This window comes from Pseudomonas sp. NY15354 (assembly GCF_048068075.1).
Taxonomy (GTDB): Bacteria; Pseudomonadota; Gammaproteobacteria; order Pseudomonadales; family Pseudomonadaceae; genus Aquipseudomonas; species Aquipseudomonas guariconensis_C.
Genome location: NZ_JBLUPV010000010.1, coordinates 159526 through 179551 on the forward strand (window position 1 = coordinate 159526; position 20026 = coordinate 179551).

At 66.9% G+C, this 20026-nt stretch carries 14 protein-coding genes; 13 read left to right on the plus strand and 1 reads right to left on the minus strand.

What is annotated here, in order from left to right; all coding sequences use genetic code 11:
* Positions 1-15: 15 nt before the first annotated feature.
* Positions 16-9207: an amino acid adenylation domain-containing protein gene (locus ACNFCH_RS12795; protein ID WP_416742913.1), complete on the minus strand. Its 9192-nt coding sequence runs from the start codon at positions 9205-9207 to the stop codon at positions 16-18.
* Between the two features lie 257 nt (positions 9208-9464).
* Between ACNFCH_RS12795 and ACNFCH_RS12800 the strand changes: the two genes are divergently transcribed.
* The 13 genes from ACNFCH_RS12800 to ACNFCH_RS12860 all read left to right on the plus strand — a co-directional run bounded on the left by ACNFCH_RS12800 (position 9465) and on the right by ACNFCH_RS12860 (position 19623).
* Entirely contained in the window at positions 9465-10637 is a 1173-nt protein-coding gene (locus tag ACNFCH_RS12800) for a PepSY-associated TM helix domain-containing protein (RefSeq protein WP_416742914.1), read from the plus strand.
* Entirely contained in the window at positions 10634-11170 is a 537-nt protein-coding gene (locus ACNFCH_RS12805; protein ID WP_416742915.1) for a thiamine pyrophosphate-binding protein, read from the plus strand. The genes ACNFCH_RS12800 and ACNFCH_RS12805 overlap by 4 nt, the downstream gene beginning before the upstream one ends.
* The gene (locus ACNFCH_RS12810; RefSeq protein WP_070091041.1) at positions 11167-11487 is read left to right on the plus strand and encodes a hypothetical protein; all 321 of its coding nucleotides are present in this window, start codon (positions 11167-11169) and stop codon (positions 11485-11487) included. Before ACNFCH_RS12805 ends, ACNFCH_RS12810 begins: the two co-directional genes overlap by 4 nt.
* The gene (locus ACNFCH_RS12815) at positions 11484-12050 is read left to right on the plus strand and encodes a DUF6162 family protein (protein WP_416742916.1); all 567 of its coding nucleotides are present in this window, start codon (positions 11484-11486) and stop codon (positions 12048-12050) included. Before ACNFCH_RS12810 ends, ACNFCH_RS12815 begins: the two co-directional genes overlap by 4 nt.
* Before the next feature lie 16 nt (positions 12051-12066).
* Positions 12067-12969, plus strand: a complete 903-nt coding sequence (locus ACNFCH_RS12820; RefSeq protein ID WP_337158245.1) for a metal ABC transporter substrate-binding protein — start codon at positions 12067-12069, stop codon at positions 12967-12969.
* A complete protein-coding gene (locus ACNFCH_RS12825; RefSeq protein ID WP_337158244.1) occupies positions 12966-13712 on the plus strand; it encodes a metal ABC transporter ATP-binding protein in 747 nt (248 codons plus the stop codon). The genes ACNFCH_RS12820 and ACNFCH_RS12825 overlap by 4 nt, the downstream gene beginning before the upstream one ends.
* A complete protein-coding gene (locus ACNFCH_RS12830; protein WP_337158243.1) occupies positions 13712-14611 on the plus strand; it encodes a metal ABC transporter permease in 900 nt (299 codons plus the stop codon). The genes ACNFCH_RS12825 and ACNFCH_RS12830 overlap by 1 nt, the downstream gene beginning before the upstream one ends.
* On the plus strand, positions 14608-15489 hold the full coding sequence (locus ACNFCH_RS12835) for a metal ABC transporter substrate-binding protein (RefSeq protein WP_416742918.1): 882 nt from the start codon (positions 14608-14610) through the stop codon (positions 15487-15489). Before ACNFCH_RS12830 ends, ACNFCH_RS12835 begins: the two co-directional genes overlap by 4 nt.
* Before the next feature lie 66 nt (positions 15490-15555).
* Positions 15556-16419: a LysR family transcriptional regulator gene (locus ACNFCH_RS12840; protein ID WP_337158241.1), complete on the plus strand. Its 864-nt coding sequence runs from the start codon at positions 15556-15558 to the stop codon at positions 16417-16419.
* 406 nt (positions 16420-16825) lie between these two features.
* Positions 16826-17743: an AEC family transporter gene (locus tag ACNFCH_RS12845; RefSeq protein ID WP_337158240.1), complete on the plus strand. Its 918-nt coding sequence runs from the start codon at positions 16826-16828 to the stop codon at positions 17741-17743.
* A gap of 49 nt (positions 17744-17792) precedes the next feature.
* On the plus strand, positions 17793-18404 hold the full coding sequence (locus ACNFCH_RS12850; protein WP_416742919.1) for a cell wall hydrolase: 612 nt from the start codon (positions 17793-17795) through the stop codon (positions 18402-18404).
* Positions 18405-18580: 176 nt separating this feature from the next.
* Positions 18581-18871 carry a hypothetical protein gene (locus ACNFCH_RS12855; protein ID WP_416742920.1) on the plus strand — a complete coding sequence of 97 codons (291 nt, stop codon included), beginning with the start codon at positions 18581-18583 and terminating at the stop codon, positions 18869-18871.
* 347 nt (positions 18872-19218) lie between these two features.
* Complete coding sequence (locus tag ACNFCH_RS12860) at positions 19219-19623, plus strand: hypothetical protein (RefSeq protein ID WP_337158237.1); 405 nt, start codon at positions 19219-19221, stop codon at positions 19621-19623.
* Positions 19624-20026: the final 403 nt, after the last annotated feature.

Consider the following 20026-nt stretch of genomic DNA (forward strand, 5'->3'; position numbering starts at 1 on the left):
CGTTGAACAATCGGGTCATTCGACGGCGCTGGAGCGGCGCCTGCGGATCGGGTGCAAGCCTTTGAGGCGCGCGGCCCGCTGGCTGCTCTGGCGCTGCTCGCACTCACGCCAGACCCGCTCGGCCTCGGCTGACAGCTCGCCCAGGGTTGCAGCGCCCTCGACGAGGGCCGCGAGCACTGCCCGGACCTGCTCGAACATCGCCTCCAGCGTGGCCGGGGCGAAACGCCCGGCGGGGTACTCGAAGCTCAGGTGCAGGTGTTCGTCGTCGTTGTAGAACGCCGCCACCAGGTCCAGCTCGGCCGCCTGGCGCCCGGAAGGGAAGTCGCTCACCTCCAGCGCCCCCATCGACGGCAAGCGCCCCACACCCTCCTGGTGGATCAGCTTGATCGAGAACAACGGCGAGCGGCCGTTACGCCGAGGCAGGCGCAGGGCCTCGACCAGGCGCTCGAACGGCAGGTCCTGGTGCTCGGAGGCTTCGATCAGCGTCCGGCTACACAGGGCGAGCAGCTGTTCGGCAGACATCGTCGGCGCGAGCGTCACCTGCAGCACCAGTTGGTTGACGAAGAAACCGACCATGCGCTCGAGCTCGGCGTGGTTGCGGTTGGCAATGTCGGTGCCGATGCGCAGGCGGGCCTGCCCGGTGCGTTGCTGCAGCACCACGTTGAATGCGGCCAGCAGCACGCTGAACAGCGACTGCTGGCGTTGCCGTGCGAACTGGCGCAGCGCATCGCTCTGGGCACGGTCGAAGGTGAAGTGGCAGGTCGCGCCCTGTCCCGCTTCGCCCGGTTCCGCAGTCAGGTCCTGCGGCAGTTCCAGCACCTCGTGATGCTCGCCCAGTTGGGCCTGCCACCAGGCGAGCTGGCGCTGCAGCTCGCCGCCCTGCTCCAGCCACTGGCGCTGCCAGCGGGCGAAGTCGGCGTACTGCAGGGCCGGCGCCGGCAACGCGGATGGCTCGTCTGCGACGAAGGCGCTGTAGAGGCTGACGAACTCGTCGATCAGCGCACGGAACGATGCATCGTCGGCAACGATGTGGTGCAAGGTCATGAGCAGCACATGGTCCTGATCGGCCAGTTGCAGCACCTGCACACGCAGCAGCGGGCCGTTGGCCAGATCGAACGGCTGGGCGACTTCCTCCCGGGCCAGCGCCTGGGCGCCGGCCTCGGCGTCAGCCAGTCCACGCAGGTCGCGGTGACGCAGCGCCAGCGGCAGGTCGTCACGCACCCGTTGCCAGGTGCTGCCGGCCGCCTCGTGGTAGGTGCTGCGCAGCACCTCATGACGCGTCAGCAAGGCCTCGAAGGTGCGGCGCAGGGCGTCGTGGTCGAGCGGGCCGCGCAGGCGCAGCGCGCCGGGCATGTTGTACATCGAACTGTGCGGCTCCAGGCTCCAGAGGAACCACAGCCGTTGTTGGGCGAAGGACAACGGCTGCTCGCCCTGCTCTGCACGACGCTCCATCGGCGGGCGGGCTGCCGCCGCCTGATCGGCGCTGGCCTGCACCTGCGCGGCGAAGTCGCATAGCTGTGGATGCTCGAACAGCGCCCGCAGGCTCACCGCCCGCCCCAACTGCCGACGCACCTGGGAGACGATCTGAGTGGCCAGCAGCGAATGGCCGCCCAGGTCGAAGAAGTTGTCCTCGCGGCCCAGGCCCTCGACGCCCAGCACCTGTTGCCAGATCTGCCCGAGCTGCTGCTCCAGGCCTTCGCGCAGCGGCTCGCGGTCACTGGCCACCAAGGCCACGGGCGCGGGCAAGGCCTTGCGGTCAAGCTTGCCGTTGCGGTTGAGCGGCAACGCTGCCAAGGCCACCACCTGGGCCGGCAGCAGGTAGTCCGGCAGGCGGGCCTTGAGCGCCTGGCGCACGGCGCGGGTCAGCTCGGCGCTGCTGTGCGCAGGCTCGGTCGGCACGGCATAGCCGATCAGTTGCTTGCCGGTTGCGCCCTCATGCACCAGCACCGCCGCTTCGCGGATCATCGGCAAGGCTTGCAGGTGCGCCTCCAGCTCGCCCAGCTCGACCCGGAAGCCGCGGATCTTCACTTGATGGTCGGCCCGGCCGATGTACTCGACCACGCCATCGCCGCGCACCCGCGCCAGGTCGCCACTGCGATACAGGCGCTGGCCCGGTGTGCGGGCGAACGGGTCGGGCACGAAGCGCTCGGCGGTCAGCGCCGCACGGCCATGGTAGTCACGGGCTAGGCCCGCGCCCCCGGCGATGCACAGCTCACCGGCCAGGCCCGCCGGGGCCAAGTGGCCGTGGCCGTCGAGGATGTGCAGCGCCCGGCCCGGCAAGGCGCGGCCGATGGGGATGGCGCCCGCGCTGTCGGCCAAGCTGCAGAGGTGCGTACTCGACACCACCGTGGCCTCGGTGGGGCCGTAGGTGTTGAGCAGCCGCACATGGCCCAGCCCGGCGGCGTGCCACAGCTTCAGGCCCTCGGCAGACATCGCCTCGCCGCCCACGTGCACCTGGCGCAGACGCCCGGCATCGCGCGGAGCGCTGGCGGCCCACTCCTGGGCCAACAGGAACCAGTACGCCGCCGGCAAATCGGCCAGGGTGATGCCCTGGGCGATGATCTGCTCGTACAGGGTCGCGGTGTCCCACAGCTCATCGCCGCGCAGCACCAGGCAGGCGCCCACGCACAGTGGCGGATAGCACTGCTCGACGAAGCCGTCGAAGCTGAACGTCGCGAACTGCAGCACCCGGTCCTCGGCGACCAGTTGCGAGTAGTCGGCTGCGATCACGCAGAACTCGCGCAGCGCTGCGTGGGCAATCGACACGCCCTTGGGCTGGCCGGTGGAGCCAGAGGTATAGATCAGGTAGGCGAGGTCTTGGGCACTGGCCAGGTTGACCGGGTTTTCCGGGCTGTAACCGTCCAGCCAGCCCTCGCCCGCCTCCAGCAGCAGGCACGGCAGCCCGGCAGGCGCCTGGAGCAAGCCGGGCTGCATCAGCAACAGGCTCAAGGCGCTGTCATCACACATATAGGCCAGGCGCTCGGCCGGGTAGTCCGGGTCCAGCGGCACATAGGCGGCGCCCGCCTTGAGCACCGCCAAGAGGCTGGCGATCATCATCGGCCCGCGCCGCACCGACAGCCCCACGCGCTGCCCAGGGCCGACGCCGCATTCACGCAGGCGGTGGGCCAGGCGGTTGGCCTGGGCATTGAGCTGGGCGTAGGTCCAGCGCTGCTCGCCAGCGATCAGCGCCAGCGCCTGCGGGGTGAGCGCCGCCTGGCGCTCGAAGCGCTGGTGCACCAGCAACGGGCTGTCCAGGGCCAGCTGCGGCTGCCCGCCCAGCGCCAGGCGATCGGCCTGGCGCTGGATATCGAGCAGACCCAGGCTGGCCAGGGGCTGCTCGGGTGCCTCGACGAACTGCGCAAGCAACTGCACCAAGGCATCGCGCAACTGGGCCACCTGGGCGCCGCCGATGCGGGCACGGTCATGGCTGAAGGTCAGCACCAGGCTCTGGTGCTGTTCGATGCCCAGGGTCAGTGGGTAGCTGGTCTGCTCGACGTGGCTGACCTGCGAGAACCGCAAGCCGCCCGGCGCGCCCTGGCGCAGCGCCTCGGCCACCGGGAAGTTCTCGAACACCAGCAAGCTGTCGAACAACGCCCCCGGCTGGCCGGCCCAGCGCTGAAGCTCCACCAGCGGCGTGTGCTCGTGCTCGCGCAGCTGCAGGTTCAGCGCCTGCACCTCGGCCAGCCAGGCGTCCACACGCTGGGTCGCACGCGGCGTGCAGATCACCGGCAAGGTGTTGATGAACAGCCCGACCTGCTGTTCGATGCCCGGCAACTGCGCCGGGCGCCCGGCCACGGTGGCGCCGAAGGCCACCGAAGCCTGATTGCAGTAGCGCTGCAGCAGCAACGCCCAGGCCGCCTGGAACACCACGCTGACGGTCACCTGATGGGCCCGGGCAAAGGCAGCCAGGCGCTGGCTGAAGGCCTCGTCCAGGCCATGGACCAGCTCGCCGAAGCCGGCCTCGTCCGCTTCCCGGGGCAGCGCGTCGCCCAGCAGGGTCGGCGCTTCGAGCGCCTGGAGCTGGTCGCGCCAGAAGGCCTCGTCCAGCGCCGGGTCGCGCCGTTGCAGCCAGGCCAGGTAGTCGGCGTACGTGCCTGCGCTGATCGGCGGTTGGCCGCCGGCATAGCGCTGCAACACCTCGCCCAGCAATTGGGCGTTGCTCCAGCCGTCCATGAGGATGTGGTGGCTGGTGTAGATCAACTGGTAGCGGTCATCGCCCAGGTGCACCAGCACCAGGCGCAGCAACGGCGCGCGATCCAGCGCAAAGCCTCGGGCGCGCTCCTGCTCGGCAATGCGCTTGAGATCCGCGCCCTCGCCCGGCAGCACCTGCAGTGGCAGCGCCACTTCGCGGGCAATCGACTGCACCGGGTGCGCCAGGGCTTCCCAGTGGTACTGGCTGCGCAGCACGTCGTGGCGGGCGAATGCGGCCTGCCAGCTGGCGGCGAAGCTCGCCACGTCCAGGCCCTCGATAAGCACCTGCAGTTGGTTGATGTAGGCGCCGGCCTGAGGCTCGTAGAGGCTATGGAAGAGCATGCCCTGCTGCAGCGGCGAGAGCGGCAGCACGCTGTCGATCTGGGCCCAGTCCAGGGCCAGGCCATCGAGTTGCGGCTGGCTCAGCCGCGCCAGGGGGAAGTCCGAAGGGGTCACGCCAACGGTGCCAGGGGCCAGGCAATGGTCGAGCAAGGCGTCCAAGGCCTGGCCATAGCCCTCGGCCAGGTGCTCGAGGGTGGTGGCGTCGAAGCTTTCACGGCAGTAGCGCCACTCCAGCACCAGTTGCCCTTCGTACACCTGCCCTTCCAGGCTCAGGGCGCTGGCCAGTGGCGCCAGCGGGTCCTGGGCCTGGCCGCTGCCTTCGTGGGCCGGGGCAAACAGCGCGTCGTCGCCGAACTGCTGGTCGAACTGGCCCAGGTAGTTGAACAGGATGCCCGACGGCGCCAGGGCCGCCAATGCTGCGCCGGCCTCGGGGTCCAGGTAACGCAGCACGCCATAGCCGACGCCTTTGTCCGGCACCGCGCGCAACTGTTCCTTGACGGCCTTGATCGCCTCGCCAGGCGTTGGCGCGGCACTCAAACGCACCGGGAACAGGCTGGTGAACCAGCCCACGGTGCGGCTGAGGTCGATGTCATCGAACAGCGCTTCGCGGCCGTGGCCTTCGAGCAGCACCAGGCAGTCCGACTGCCCGCTCCAGTCACCCACGGCCTGGGCCAGGGCGGTCAGCAGCAGGTCGTTGACCTGGGTGCGGTAGGCCTGGCCTGCGTGCTGCAGCAGTTGGCGGGTGCGCTCGGCGCTCAGGCGCCAGGTCAGCGTGGCGGCGCTGGCATTGACCTGTCGCCCGCTTGGGTTGTCCTGCGGCAACGGCGCACTGGCGCGCTGCGCCAGCCAGAACGGCAGTTGCTGGCGGGCCCGGGGCAGGTAATCGCTCAAGCGCGTGGCCCAGTGCTGGTAGCCGCTGGTCTTGGCCGCCAAGGGCTGCTGGCGGTAAGCCTGTTGCAGGTCTTCCAGCAGCACGCGCCAGGAGACCCCATCCACCACCAGGTGATGGGCCACCAGCAACAGGCGCTGGCTGCCATCGGCCATCTGCACCAGCATCGCGCGCAGCAGCGGGCCTTCAGCGAGGTCCAGGCTGGCCTGGGCTTGGTCGCACAGGGCGCGCAAGGCCTGGGCCGAATCTGCCTGACGTTGCCACAGCTGCACGGGCGCGGCCTCGGCGTGGGTCTGCTGCCAGCCGCTGTGCGCCTGGCGATAACGCAGGCGCAAGGCGTCGTGTTGCTGCACCAGGCGCGTGAGGGCGGCGTCCAGGCGTTCGGCCAGCAAGGGCTCGCGCGGGGTCAGCAGCAGGCCCTGGTTCCAGTGCTGACGCGCCGGGATCGCCTGCCCGAAGAACCAGTGCTGGATGGGCGTCAACGCCACCTCGCCCTGCAGCGGCCCCTGTTCGATCTGCAACAGCGGCGCCTGCTCCACGGCCTCGGCCAGCTCGCGCAGGGTCTGGTGCTTGAACACATCGGCGGGGCGCAGGTGCAGGCCGGCCTGGCGGGCGCGGCTGACCACCTGGATGGCGATGATCGAATCGCCGCCCAGGGCGAAGAAGTTATCGTCCAGCCCGACCTGCTCGACGCCGAGCAGTTGCTGCCAGATCTGCGCCAGGGCGCGCTGGCGTTCGCTGTGCGGCGCCTCGTGCTGCTGGCGCACCGCCCCGGCGCGGGGCAAGGCCTTGCGGTCGAGCTTGCCGTTGGCAGTGACCGGCAGGCGCTCCAAGAGCATGAAGCACTCCGGCACCATGAACACCGGCAGGCTCAGTTGCAGGTGAGCCCGTAGCTGCGCCTGAAACGCCGTGCTGTCGGCCACCGGCACCGCCGGCACCAGGTAGGCGACCAGCAGCTTGTTGTCCTGGGCCAGCACCACCGCCTCCTTGACGGCCGGGTGAGCCAAAAGGCCCGCCTCGATCTCACCCAGCTCGATGCGCAGGCCACGCAGCTTCACCTGGTGATCCAGGCGCCCTAAGTAGTCGATCACGCCATCCTCGCGGTAGCGCGCCAGGTCGCCGGTGCGGTACAGGCGTTCACCGGAGCCGAACGGGTCGGCCACGAAGCGCTCGGCGGTCAGCGCCGGGCGGCGGTGGTAACCCCGGGCCAGGCCCACACCGCCCAGGTACAGCTCCCCGGCGGCGCCCGCCGGTACCGGGTTGAGTTCGGCATCGAGAATGTGGGTGCGCAGGTTGGCGATGGGCTGGCCGATCGGCACGCTGTGACGGCCATCTTCGATGCAGGTCCAGTGGGTCACGTCGATGGCCGCCTCGGTGGGGCCATAGAGGTTGTACAGACCCGCGCCGGGTAAGCGGGCGAAGACCTGGGCCTGGGCCTCGGCCGGCAGCGCCTCGCCGCTGCAGACGATGCGTCGTAGGCTGGTGCACGCCTGCACACCCGGCTCATGGATGAAGGCCTGGAGCATCGAAGGCACGAAGTGCAAGGTGCTGACGCCCTGCTCGGTGATGACCTGGATCAGCTGCGCCGGGTCGCGGTGGGCACCGGGCTGGGCCACCACCAGGCGCGCGCCGACCATCAGCGGCCAGAAGAACTCCCATACCGACACATCGAAGCTGAACGGCGTCTTCTGCAACACGCTGTCGGTGGCCTCCAGCCCGTAGGCCTGCTGCATCCACGCCAGGCGGTTGAACAGGGCCTGATGGCTGTTGCCAGCCCCTTTGGGGCGCCCGGTGGAGCCGGAGGTGTAGATCACGTAGGCCAGGCTGTGGCCGCTCACCCGGCACACCGGGTCACTGTGCGGGTAGCCGGCGCAGTCGGCGGCGGCATCGTCCAGGCACAAGGTGCGCAGCTCGGTGTTCAGCGGCAGGCGCGCCCGCAGGGAGGTCTGGGTCAACAGCAAGCCCACACCGCTGTCTTCGAGCATGTAGGCCAGGCGCTCGGCCGGGTAATCCGGGTCCAGTGGCACGTAGGCGCCACCGGCCTTGAGGATCGCCAGCAGGCCGACCACCATCTCCAGCGAACGCTCCACGGCAATGCCCACCAGCACCTCAGGGCCAACACCGGCCTCGATCAGCCGATGGGCCAGGCGGTTGGCCCGGGCATTGAGTTCGGCATAGCTCAACTGCGCGTTGCCAAAGGCCAGGGCTGGGGCGTCTGGTGTGCGCTGGGCCTGGGCCTCGATCAGGCGCTGCACGCAGGGGCCGCCCGGGTACTGCTGGGCGGTGGCGTTCCAGCCGTGCAGCATGCGTTCGCGCTCGGCAGTGCCGAGCATCGGCAGCTCGCCCAGGCGCGCCTCGGGCGCCTGGACGATGCCATGCAGCAGGTTCAGCCAGTGCTCGCGCAGGCGCTCGATGCTGGCCTGCTCGAACAGGTCGCAGGCGTAGGTCAACGCCGCATGCAGGGTGCCGGACCGCTCCAAAGTGTCCAGGGCCAGGTCGAACTGGGTGGTGCGCCCGCCCAGTTCCAGGCGCGAGGCCTTGAGCCCGTCGGCGATGTGCAGTTGCTCAAGGTCGGCGACCTGCGGCTGATGGTTGTAGAGCACCTGGAACAGCGGGGAATGGGCGGTATCGCGCGAAGGCTGCAGGGCATTGACCAGTCGCTCGAACGGCAGCTCTTGGTGTGCCTGGGCACCCAGCACGGCCGCGCGGACTTCGGCCAGCAGCGCGCTGAACGGCTGATCCCCGCGAGGCTGGGCGCGCAGCACCTGGGTGTTGACGAACAAGCCGATCAGGCCTTCGGTCTCGGCCTTGCCACGCCCGGCGACCGGCACGCCGACGCGGATGTCCTGCTGACCGGTGTAGCGGTGCAACAGGGCCTGGAACGAGGCCAGCAGCACCATGAACAAGGTCACGCCCTGCTGCTGGGCCAGGGCGCGCAGGCCCGCGGACAGCGCCGGATCGATGGCGAACTCCAGGCGCACGCCGCGATAGCTCGGCGTGGCCGGCCGGGCGAAGTCGGTCGGCAGCTCCAGCACCGGCTGCTCATCGCCCAATTGGGCGGTCCAGTAGTCCAACTGGCGCTGCAACTCGCCCGCCTCCAGCCAGCAGCGCTGCCACAGGGCGTAGTCGGCGTATTGGATCGGCAGCGGCGGCAGTTGCGGAAGCTGGCCGGTCGCGCACTGGGCATACAGGCGGCTGAACTCCTCGATCAGCACGTTCATCGACCAGCCGTCGGCGACGATGTGGTGCAGGGTGAGCAGCAGCACATGTTCGTCCTCGGCCATGCGCACCAGGCACACCCGCAGCAAGGGCCCGGCCTGCAGGTCGAACGGCAGGCCCGCCTGCTCCCGGGCGCAGTCGTGCAGCAAGCGCTCGCGCTCGGCTTTGCCGGCGAAGTCGTGCCGCTCCAACGCCAGTGGCCCTGGCGCCTGCACGTCGGGGTACCAGACGCCTTCCTCCAGGCGGAACAACGTGCGCAGCGGCTCATGGCGCGCCACCAGTGCTTCGAACGCTGCACTCAGCGCGCCCAGGTCCAGCGCCCCTTGCAGGCGCACCGCCCCAGGCAGGTTGTAGGCCGCGCCCTGGGGGTCGAGCAACCACAAAAGGCCCATGCGCTGCTGGGCATAGGACGGCTGCGCACAGGCGATGCCTTCGACCCGGGCAGGGATGGGCAGCAACGAGAACTCGACGCCTTCGCGGGCCAGGGCCTGGAGAAACAGCCGGCGCTTGTCCAGCGGCAGGGCAATAAAGCGGCGGGCAAGCTTCTCGGCGTCTTCGGGTTTCATGCTGGGCGTCTTCCTAAAGGGTCATTCGTAGTGCCTGGGCACTCGCATGCAGTTAGGAACGAAACTCAATTCGGTGGATTTAGGCACGGCGCAATGCCGCGCCCCAGGGCCTTTGAAATATTTATTTGCATTTACCCCCTCAGGTTTTTGCCGCTCATTCGTCTTATAGGAAACGAATGCGATTCAGTTGCTATTGGGGCCGCCTAACGGCCTCCGGCATCGCACCGCGCCTCATTTGCACAACAAGACCGGTACTCATGTCGAAAAAGTCCCGCTCCAAAACCTGGTTCCTGGTGCACAGCTGGCTGGCCCTGCCCATCTGGTTTTTCGTGCTGATCGTCTGCGTGACCGGCACCCTGGCCGTGCTCAGCCAAGAGATCGTCTGGCTGGCCAACCCGGACGTACGCGCCAGCAAGCCTCACGATGACGCCCAACCGCTCAGCTACCAGCAAGTGCTCGACGCCATCCACCAGGCCGACCCCAGCATCGCGGTGAACTACATCAGCAAGCCGGGCGAAGCGCACTTCGCCCTCACCGCCAGCGTCACCTACCCCGACGGCACCTCACCGATCCTGTACGTGAACCCCTACACCGGGGCGATCCAGGGCAAGAGCCCGACCTTCGACTTCGAGGCCTTTACCCGGGCCCTGCACGGCTGGTGGCTGGTGCCGTTCACCAATGGCTACAGTTGGGGCTGGTACTTGGTGTCACTGCTGGGGTTGCCGATGCTCGCCTCGCTGGTCACGGGGCTGGTGGTGTACAAGCGCTTCTGGAAAGGCTTTTTCAAGCTGCCGCGCCTGAGCCACGGCTCGCGGATCTTCTGGGGCGACCTGCACCGCCTGAGCGGGGTCTGGTCGATCTGGTTCATCGCCACCATCTCCATCACCGGTACCTGGTTCTTGATCCAGGCGACGTTGGCCGACAACCACGTGACAATTTCCAGCGAGCCGATCGTGCCGGCCATCGCCCGCGAGGACGTGCCGCGCACCGCCGATGGCCAGGCGCCCACACCCATCAGCCTGGACGAGGCCGAGCGCGTCGCCAGCACCCGCTTCCCAGGCTTCGAGGTGACCTTCATCACCCTGCCGGGCAATGCCTACAGCCACTACTACATGGGCGGGCGTGGCTGGTACCCGCTGATGTTCGAGACGGTCAACGTCAACCCCTACAACAGCAAGGTCGAGGCTTCGTTCATGGTCGCGGACCGCTCGCCCCTGGAGTTCGTCACCGAGTCCATGCGCCCGCTGCACACCGGTGACTTCGGGGGTCTCTGGGTCAAGCTGATCTGGGCCTTCTTCGGCCTGATCCTGACTTTGATGGTGCTCAGCGGCCTGTTGATCTGGACCAAGCGCACCGCCCAGGCCACCGCCGCCGCGCTCAAGCGCCAGCCCCGGGTACGCGCGGCAACCGCGTCGGAGGCCAGCCTGTGAGCAAGCACCCCACCCCATCCTCGTCTGCCCCCAAACGCCTGTGGCTGAAGTGGCGTTTCCACCTGAACATTCTGCTGGTGCTGATCCCCCTTGGGCTGATGCCCAAGTACCTGCATGAAGCCTCGATGAACCGTGGCGAAATCGGCCTGGGCGAGCGCGAACTCGGCGAGCTCAAGGCCGGCCCCTGGAGCGTGCGCCTGGCCGAGCGCTTCGACGAGGCGCCTCGCTCGGACGGCCCGGCAGGCTACTTCAAGCAGTTCAAGATCGCCCTGTGCGAGCAGTGCACCGACGTCAAGGCGGTGTACCTGCGCGTGGGCAAGCCGCGCAGCCTGCGCGCGGCCGGTGCGCTGTTCTTCGGCACGCCCTATCGCATGACCGGCGAGGTCAACATCCCGCAAAAGACCCGGCCAGACGCCGAGCTGTGGCTCACCTTCGAAGGCTGGGACGGGCAGATGCACCAGGCCTCGATCCCCCTGGCCAAGGCATCGCCGGCCACCGTGGCCTGGCTCGAGAAACAAGGAGGCAAGCAATGAAACACTGGATGGGCGCCCTCGCCCTGCCCCTGCTGCTGGGCGTCGCGCTGCCTGCGCTGGCCCACAACCCGATGTGCGAATGCAGCGAATCGGGCAGCGATCAGATCACCTGCAAGGGCGGTTTCTCCGACGGCAGCGGCGCACCCGGGGTGACCTTGGATGTGATCGGCTATGACGAGCAGGTGCTGCTCGCCAGCAAGCTCGGCGAGGACTCCACCCTCACCTTCAAGCGCCCCGATGGCGAGTTCTACGTACTGTTCGACGCAGGCCCCGGCCATGTGGTGGAAGTCGACCATGCCGACATAGGCGCGCCATGAGCCGGGCCCAGGTGGTCCGCCCGGCCGGTGCCGGGCACGAGACCCTGTACGTGCTGCTGACAGCCGTGCTGATCCTCGCCCTTGCCGCCACGGTGGTGGTGCTGCGCGGTGAGCGCGAGGACGAGGTGACCATCGTCGCCCACCAGATCGATGCCCGCCGCGACCTCACCGCCGCCGAGCAAGGCCTGTACACCGATTTGTGGGTGGCAGTCGAGGAAATCGCCCTGTTGCGCGAGGAAAGCGGCCAGGCCCCGGACGTCGCGACCCTGGCCGATGAAGGCTTGCCGCCCTTCGTGACCGACGCCAGCAGCCAACGCCGTGGCGGCCACCAATGGCAGTGGCTGCCCAGCGGCGCCTACCTGGGCCGCAGCCAGGACGCGCAGGTGGCCGGCAGCTTCCTGCTGGTCCTGCCTGCAGGCGACGAGCAGCCGGATGTCTGGCTGCGCCGCGACCGCAGCGCCCTGGCACCGGACGACCTGGGCCAGGCCGCACTGATCGCGGCCGGCTGGCAGCAGGTGGTCAGCCATTACGACGCCGGGGTCACCCGCCAACATCGCCATTGAACCGAAGGATTCCCCCATGCTCCGCTTCGTCCTCTCCCTGCTGTTGGCCTGCACCCTGCCGGCCCTGGCCCAGGCCGACAACGGCAAGCCCCTGCGCATCGGCATCACCCTGCATCCTTACTACAGCTACGTGACCAACATCGTCGGCGACAAAGCCGAGGTAGTGCCGCTGATTCCGGCCGGCTTCAACCCCCACGCCTACGAACCACGCGCCGAAGACATCAAGCGCATTGGCACCCTGGATGTGATCGTGCTCAACGGCGTGGGCCACGATGACTTCGCCGATCGCATGATCGCCGCCAGCGAAAAACCCGACATCAAGACCATCGAGTCCAACGCCAATGTGCCGCTGCTGGCCGCCACCGGCATCGCCGCCCGGGGCGCGGGCAAGGTGGTCAACCCGCACACCTTCCTGTCGATCAGCGCCACCATCGCCCAGGTCAACAACATCGCCCGCGAGCTGGGCACGCTCGATCCGGACAACGCCAAGGTCTACACCCAGAACGCCCGCGCCTACGCCAAACGCCTGCGTGCCCTGCGCGCCGAGGCGCTGGCCAAGGTCACCCAGGCGCCGGACGCCACCTTGCGCGTGGCCACCATCCATGCCGCCTACGACTACCTGGTACGCGACTTCGGCCTGGAGGTCACCGCCGTGGTCGAGCCGGCCCATGGCATCGAGCCGAGCCCGGCGCAGCTCAAGAAGACCATCGACCAGCTCAAGGCCCTGGACGTGCAGGTGATCTTCTCGGAGATGGACTTCCCTTCCGCCTATGTCGACACCATCCAGCGCGAAGCGGGCGTGCGCATCTACCCGCTGACCCACATCTCCTACGGCGAGTACACCCAGGACAAATACGAGGTGGAGATGAAGCGCAACCTCGACACCGTGGTCCGAGCCATCCAGGAGACCCGCACATGACCGCCGCCGCCCACCTCGGCGCCGCCTGCGGGCCGCGCATCGAGTTCGCCGGCATCGACCTGACCCTGGGGCGCACGCGCATCCTGGAGAACGTGGCCTTCAGCGTCGCCGCCGGCAGCGTGCATGCCATCGTCGGCCCCAATGGCGGTGGCAAGAGTTCGCTGATCAAGACCTTGCTCGGGCAGATGCCGCACCAGGGCCAACTGACCCTGCACTGGCCGACCGAGCGCGAAGTGATCGGCTACGTGCCCCAGGCCCTGGAGTTCGACCGTGGCCTGCCCATGACCGTGGACGACTTCATGGCCGCCCTGTGCCAGCAGCGCCCTGCCTTCCTGGGCCTGGCCCGAGGTGTGCGGCCTGCCATCGACGCGGCGCTGGCGCGGGTCGGCATGCTCGAGAAACGCAAACGGCGCATGGGCGCCCTCTCCGGTGGCGAGCGCCAGCGCGTGCTGCTGGCCCAGGGGCTGATTCCCGAGCCGCAGTTGCTGGTGCTCGACGAGCCCATGTCGGCCCTGGACGAGGCCGGTATCCAGGTGTTCGAGCAACTGCTACAGGCCTGGCGCCAGGCCGGCACCACGGTGCTGTGGATCGAGCACGACCTTGAAGCGGTGCTGCGCCTGGCAGACCGGGTCACCGGCCTGAGCCGCCAGGTGCTGTTCGACGCCCCGCCTGCCCAGGCCCTGACGCCTGAGCGTCTGCTCGGTCTGTTCAGCGTTCACCCTCGCAGCGGGAGCCTTGCCTGATGAGCTATGAAGCCTTCCGACAGCTGGTCCAGACCTGGGCCACCGCTGGCTACCTGCCCGAGGCGCTGGCCTATGGGTTCGTGATCAACGCCCTGCTCGCGGGCCTGATGATCGGCCCGGTGCTGGGCGGGCTGGGCACCCTGGTGGTGGTCAAGCGCTTTGCCTTCTTCTCCGAGGCCGTGGGCCATGCGGCGCTCACGGGCGTGGCCATCGGCATCCTGCTCGGCGAGCCCTACACCGGGCCATACGGCAGCCTGTTCGGCTACTGCCTTCTGTTCGGCATCCTGCTCAATTTCCTGCGTAACCGCACCGGGCTCTCGCCGGACACCTTGATCGGCGTGTTCCTCTCGGTGTCCCTGGCACTGGGGGCGAGCCTGCTGCTGATGCTGGCCGGCAAGATCAACGTGCACATCCTGGAGAACGTGCTGTTCGGCTCGGTGCTCACCGTCAGCGCCCAGGATCTGGTGGTATTGGGCATCGTCGCGGTCTTGGTGCTGGCCCTGGCCCTGCCGCTGTACAACCGCATCATGCTGGCCAGCTTCAACCCGCAGTTGGCGGCGGTGCGCGGGGTGGCGGTCAAGACCCTGGACTACCTGTTCGTGGTGCTGGTGACCCTGGTCACCGTGGCGTCGGTGAAGGTGATCGGGGCAATCCTGGTCGGCGCCCTGCTGGTGATTCCGGCTGCGGCCGCCCGGCTGGTCAGCCAGTCGCTCAAGGGGTTCTTCTTCCTGTCGGTGATCATCGCCACCTTGAGCACGCTGCTCGGCATCTTGCTGCCGATCGTGTTCGACCTGCCCGTGCCCTCGGGCGCTGCGATCATCCTGGTGGCCGGCGTGTGCTTTGCCCTCGCCGCCCTGGCCCGCGCCCTCGTCCCTCGCCTGCAAGGAAACCCGGCATGACCCTCATCCTCAAGCAGCTGACCCTGGCCCTCGCCCTGGCAGGCCTGCCCACCCTCGTCCACGCCGCCGGCACCGAAGTGCTCACCACCTTGCCGGTCACCCATAGCCTGGCGCAGGCGTTGGTCGACGGCACGTCGGTGCAGCTCAAGCGCGCAGCGCCGGCCAATCTGCCGGCCACGCGCCAACCGTCGTATTTCAGCGGCCGTGGCGGCGCCAGCCTGCACAAGGCCGCGCAACAGGCGGACGTGGTGATCGGCGTGCGCTCGATCTGGCGCGACGACCCGCTCTACCCCATGGCCCGGCGCAGCAACATCCGCATCGTCGAGATCGACGCGGCGCGGCCGGTCGATGGCGCGCTGCCAGGCATCGCGGTCAAGGGCGAGGACGCTTTCGCCGCCTACCCGTGGCTCAACCCGACCAACCTGGGGCGCATGGCTGACGTAGTGGCCAATGATCTGGAGCGCCTGTCACCGGAGGACAAACCCAAGATCCAGGCCAACCTGGCCGGTCTCAAGCGCCAATTGCTGACCTTGGCTGCTGAGGCCCAGAGCCAGTTGGCCGAGGTCGACAACCTCAGCGTGGTGAGCTTGTCCGAGCGCCTGGGTTACCTGGCCAGCGGCCTGAACCTCGACGTGGTCGAGCAGCCGCTGCCAGCGGACGACACCTGGGGCGAGGCCGAGCTCAAGGCCCTGGGCGACACCCTCAAGGCCCAGGACGTCGCCTTGGTGTTGCACCACCGCCAGCCCGCCCCGGCCGTGGTCGACGCGATCGAAGCCGCGGGCGCCCGCGTGCTGGTGCTCGACAGCGACCCGGAGGACACCTTCGCCGGCCTCAAGGCCAATGTCGAGCAGGTGGTGGCCGCCCTGCGCCAAGGCTGACCCGGCCCTTGCCGTGCGCGGCTGCGAGCTTGTAACGTGCGCTCATTCTCGCTCGGAGCCGCCCGCGTGTCCCTCAAAGCCCTGCGCACCCTGGTGACCATCGCCCGCCATGGCACCTTCGCCCGCGCTGCCGACCTGCTCAGCCTGACGCCCTCGGCGGTGAGCCTGCACATCAAGACCCTCGAAGACGAGCTGCAAGTCCCGCTGTTCGACCGCAGCCGGCGTCAAGTGGTACTGACCGAGGCCGGGCAACTGGCCGTGGCCCGCGCCGAAAGCATCCTGGCCGCCTATGACGAGTTGGCCGACACCCTGGCCAGTGGCCCGAGCCTGCGCGGGCGGCTGCGCCTCGGCGCGATCCACACGGTGCTGGCCCGGCGCTTGCCCAAGGCCCTGGTGTGGATCAAGGCCCATCACCCCCAACTGCATATCAGCGTGTTTTCCGGTATGTCGGCGGAGCTGGCCCGGCGGGTGGAAGACGGCGAACTGGATGCGGCGATCACCACCGAACCGGTGCCGCCCTACCCCCAGAGCCTGCATTACACGCCGCTGTTCGAAGACCGCTTCTGGGCCATCGCCAGCCCCGAACTGGCCGGGCAGAGCCTGCCCACGCTGCTCGCCAGCCAGCCCTTTTTGCGCTTCGACAAACGCGCCTGGGCCGGGCGGCAGATCGAACAGGAGCTACGCCGCCAGCACCTGCAGGTGCGCGAACAGATGGAGCTGGACAGCCAGGAAGCCCTGGCACGCATGGCAGCCATGGGGCTCGGGGTGGCGATCATTCCCATGGCCGACGACGACCTCGAACGCCTGCCCCCGGCCATCCGCCTGCCGTTTGGCGAGCCGCAGTTGGTGCGGCGAGTGGTGTTGCTTGAGCATGAGAAGAGCCAGCGGCGGCACCTGAGTGCAGTGCTCAAGACCGCCTTGGAGGCCTGAAGGCCCTGCTCGACGGGTTGGAAGCAAAGACAGCCGGATAGCGTGGCATGGCACCGCGCCGTCTGCTTCGCGGCTAAAGCCGCTCCTACAGGTCCAGCGGCGGCAGTCAGAGCAGCGGAAAACCTGTGGGTTTACCCGCGAACACCGGCGCATCCGGTGCCAGACACCGCGCCGTCTGTTTCGCGGCTAAAGCCGCTCTTACAGGTTCAGCGGCGGCAGTCAGAGCAGCGGAAAACCTGTGGGAGCGGGTTCACCCGCGAAGAGGCCACCGCGGTGTACCACTGGGACGTTGGGCGAGGCGCCCCTGACCATGCATTTTTCCTCAAGGGTCACTGCAGAAAACAACGATTTTTTCTGCTGACTGCCGCGGCTAGTCTGTGCCGGTACCCGACCACGGACCGCCGCGATGCTCGATCTCCTCTTGACCACCCTGCTCCCCATCATCCTGCTGATCGCCCTGGGCACCGTGCTGCGGGTGCGGGGGTTGCTGGCCGAGACTTTCTGGCCGGGTGCCGAGCGCCTGAGCTACTACGTGCTACTGCCGTCACTGTTCCTCCATGGCCTGGCCACGGCCGATCTCGACGGCGTGCCGGTGTTCGGCATGGTCGGCGTGTTGATGCTCTCGACGCTGCTCGGCGCATTGCTGCTGGTGCTCTACCAAGGCGCGGTCAACCACGATGGCGCCGATTTCACCTCGGTGTTCCAGGGCGGTGTGCGCTTTAACAACTACATCGGCGCCACCTTGGCCGCTGGGCTCTACGGCAGCGCTGGCATCGCCCTGGCGGCGGTGGCCAATGCCGCCATCGTGCCGTTGGTGAACCTGCTGTGTGTGCTGGTGTTCGCCCGTTTCAGCGCCCGGCACAGCTCTGCGCTCACGGTGCTACGGGCGATCTTCGCCAACCCGTTGATCGTCGGCTGTGCCGGGGGCCTGTTGCTGCGGGTGACGGGGCTTGGCCTGCCGCCAGGGCTCGAACCCACGGTCAAGGCCCTGGGCCAGGCCGCCCTGCCCCTGGGCTTGCTGTGCGTGGGCGCAGCGCTGGGCGGCGCTCGCCTGGGCCAGCAGGTGCGGCCCTTGGTGGCGGCCTCGGCGTTCAAGTTCCTGGTGATGCCACTGACGACCTGGGGCCTGTGCCGGCTGTTGGGCCTGGGCGGCCAAGCGGCAGTGGTGGCGGTGCTGTTCCAGGCTCTGCCGACTGCCTCGTCGTCCTATGTGATGGCCAGACAGATGGGCGGCAACGCACCGCTGATGGCCACGATCATCGCCCTGCAGACCGTCGCTGCCGCCGTCACCCTGCCACTGGTGCTGAGCCTGGCGCTGAGTTGAATCCGCTTGGCTAGACTGTGACTCACCTCACATCGCGGAAAATTCGACCATGCGCACCCTGTCGCTGGTGTTCGGCCTGACCCTGGCCCTGCTCGCAGGCCCGCTGCACGCAGCCGACAGCCCCAAGGCCGCCGTGGCCGAGGACAAGGCGCAAGTGCTGGAAGAGAAAGTGGTCGAAGACGCGCCACCGCCCAAGAAGAAAGAAACCCTCACGCCCAGCGAAGTCAAAGCGGTCGACCCCGCCGGCCAGTCACCGCTGGATGACAGCATCACCTGCCTTGCGCGAACCATCTATTGGGAATCGAAAGGTGCCAACGCCCAGGACATGACCGCCGTGGCCAGCGTGGTGCTCAACCGCCTCGGGCACGAAGGCTTCCCCAACACCGTGTGCGGGGTGGTCAAGCAGGGGCTGGAAACCAAGGCGTGCCAGTTTTCCTGGTGGTGCGATGGACGACCTGATCAGGTCGAGGAGGAGCAGCGCTACGCCGTGGCCAAGGAAATCGCCCGCAAGGCCCTCAACCAACAGTCGAAGGACCCCACGGGCGGCGCGCTGTATTTCCATGACCGCACGGTGCGGCCGGAATGGGCCAAGGCCTATCGCAAGACGGCCGAGACTACGCATTTCTTGTTTTACAAGCCTAATCAGGCGGTGGCGCGGTGAGAGTGGTGGCGTCATTGCGGTAGCACGCAGGCTACCATCCATTACGGTATTTCAAGAAACCTATTAAAAGTTGCAGTTTCCACACCCCCTTGAAAACAAAATAATTACAGCACCCAGCTCGCCTTTTTTTTTGCAAAACCTGGGCATACAGAAAATCAATCTTTGGAAACGCGATTATGACCAACAACACAAAAACCAACGAAGGCATTATTCCCTCAGAAACTCACACACCCACTGCAATATCTATTTCATATACACCCACGGACGATGAAACCTACATCGCCATATCAACCAGCACGATAAAATACCTTATGGTAAAAGTTCCCAAAGCACTCGTGCCAGCCGCATACAATGCAGCCCAAATATGCAATGGCAACCCTATCCCCCCAAACGAAAAAGTTGTTATCCACACCAATAAGCCTGCCGGCACGGAAATCGCCACACACATTTTCATAGGTCCTGTCTAACGCCAATGACAGTTGGAAGCCATGCCGTTCCCACGATTCTAGCCATCGAATCGATAACCATATAAAAACACAGCGCCCACCGATCAGGCTGCTTTCATTGCATGCCGAGATGGCGGGCGCTGTGCTTTGTCTTGTTTATTCGCTCCGTACTTACATCGGCGATACTCTGAGCTCGGCGGGCATGTGCCCCTCTACTCCAGCGTTAACCGCATCAACGATACGCTTTAAGTTATAGCGCACAACGCCTATCTATCTTGCCAGTTACCCAAGTTATCGATAGTTAGAATAATGACAACTCCGGATTGCTTACACAGCAGACTGGACCCATCACTATTTGGAAACCTATCGTGAACAACTCTACACCAAACACCGGCGACACAAAGGAATCAAAAATAATCCCCTACCATCCACTCATGAAACAGGGAGACATCTTCGTCAAAGAAATTTCAATCTCATACGCACCCAACAGCGATGCAACCCATATAGCAGTCACTGGGAAAATTATTACCGCCTTTAGGTATAACGGAATTGGCACCCCCATAGATGCGATCATAGAAGACCGCAGCCTATTGCTCAAAATACCCGAAGCACTAGTACCTGCTGCGTTCACCGCCGCGCAGATATACAACGGCAGCGGCCCAGTTGCACCTGATGAAACGGTGTATCTCAAGACGAAGGAAGGCTCGCCCAACCGAGTCGCCGAGCATATTCTCATCGGCCCTCTTCCATTCCCAGTCCCAGAAATGCCTTGACCCAACCCGACCTCAAATCAACATGGCATGACCGTTGAAGCTGTATTGACCTTCAAGCCAATTGCTTCATAACCAAACCCGCGCCCACCGCCTCAGCTGCCTTCCGGCACGCCGAGGCGGTGGGTGCTTTGCTTTGCCTTCCTGCATGCCTTGCCTGACCTTCGTCTCAAGACTTTTCATACAGACCCTAATTCCACCCCAAGTCGGTGCCATCCACCGCGGAGCCTGCTTCGCGGCGGTTCGGCGCCTCGATAAACCCGCCCCAGGTTCTGGGTGGCTCTCGAACATAGGCGTCCCTGTGGCCGCCGAACCACTCTTACTTGAATCACACCGCGCGGTTTTCGAAGACGAAAAAAACCGCCGCGCAGTTCGACCTGCGCGGCGGCTTCAGACGCTGAATGTG

Excerpts from the sequence above, each read along its gene's own strand:
- ACNFCH_RS12800 (WP_416742914.1), top strand. The coding sequence starts at position 9,465 with ATGTCGAAAAAGTCCCGCTCCAAAACCTGGTTCCTGGTGCACAGCTGG.
- ACNFCH_RS12850 (WP_416742919.1), top strand. The coding sequence starts at position 17,793 with ATGCGCACCCTGTCGCTGGTGTTCGGCCTGACCCTGGCCCTGCTCGCA.
- ACNFCH_RS12825 (WP_337158244.1), top strand. The coding sequence starts at position 12,966 with ATGACCGCCGCCGCCCACCTCGGCGCCGCCTGCGGGCCGCGCATCGAG.
- ACNFCH_RS12810 (WP_070091041.1), top strand. The coding sequence starts at position 11,167 with ATGAAACACTGGATGGGCGCCCTCGCCCTGCCCCTGCTGCTGGGCGTC.
- ACNFCH_RS12835 (WP_416742918.1), top strand. The coding sequence starts at position 14,608 with ATGACCCTCATCCTCAAGCAGCTGACCCTGGCCCTCGCCCTGGCAGGC.
- ACNFCH_RS12795 (WP_416742913.1), bottom strand. The coding sequence starts at position 9,207 with ATGAAACCCGAAGACGCCGAGAAGCTTGCCCGCCGCTTTATTGCCCTG.
- ACNFCH_RS12820 (WP_337158245.1), top strand. The coding sequence starts at position 12,067 with ATGCTCCGCTTCGTCCTCTCCCTGCTGTTGGCCTGCACCCTGCCGGCC.
- ACNFCH_RS12815 (WP_416742916.1), top strand. The coding sequence starts at position 11,484 with ATGAGCCGGGCCCAGGTGGTCCGCCCGGCCGGTGCCGGGCACGAGACC.
- ACNFCH_RS12855 (WP_416742920.1), top strand. The coding sequence starts at position 18,581 with ATGACCAACAACACAAAAACCAACGAAGGCATTATTCCCTCAGAAACT.
- ACNFCH_RS12830 (WP_337158243.1), top strand. The coding sequence starts at position 13,712 with ATGAGCTATGAAGCCTTCCGACAGCTGGTCCAGACCTGGGCCACCGCT.
- ACNFCH_RS12845 (WP_337158240.1), top strand. The coding sequence starts at position 16,826 with ATGCTCGATCTCCTCTTGACCACCCTGCTCCCCATCATCCTGCTGATC.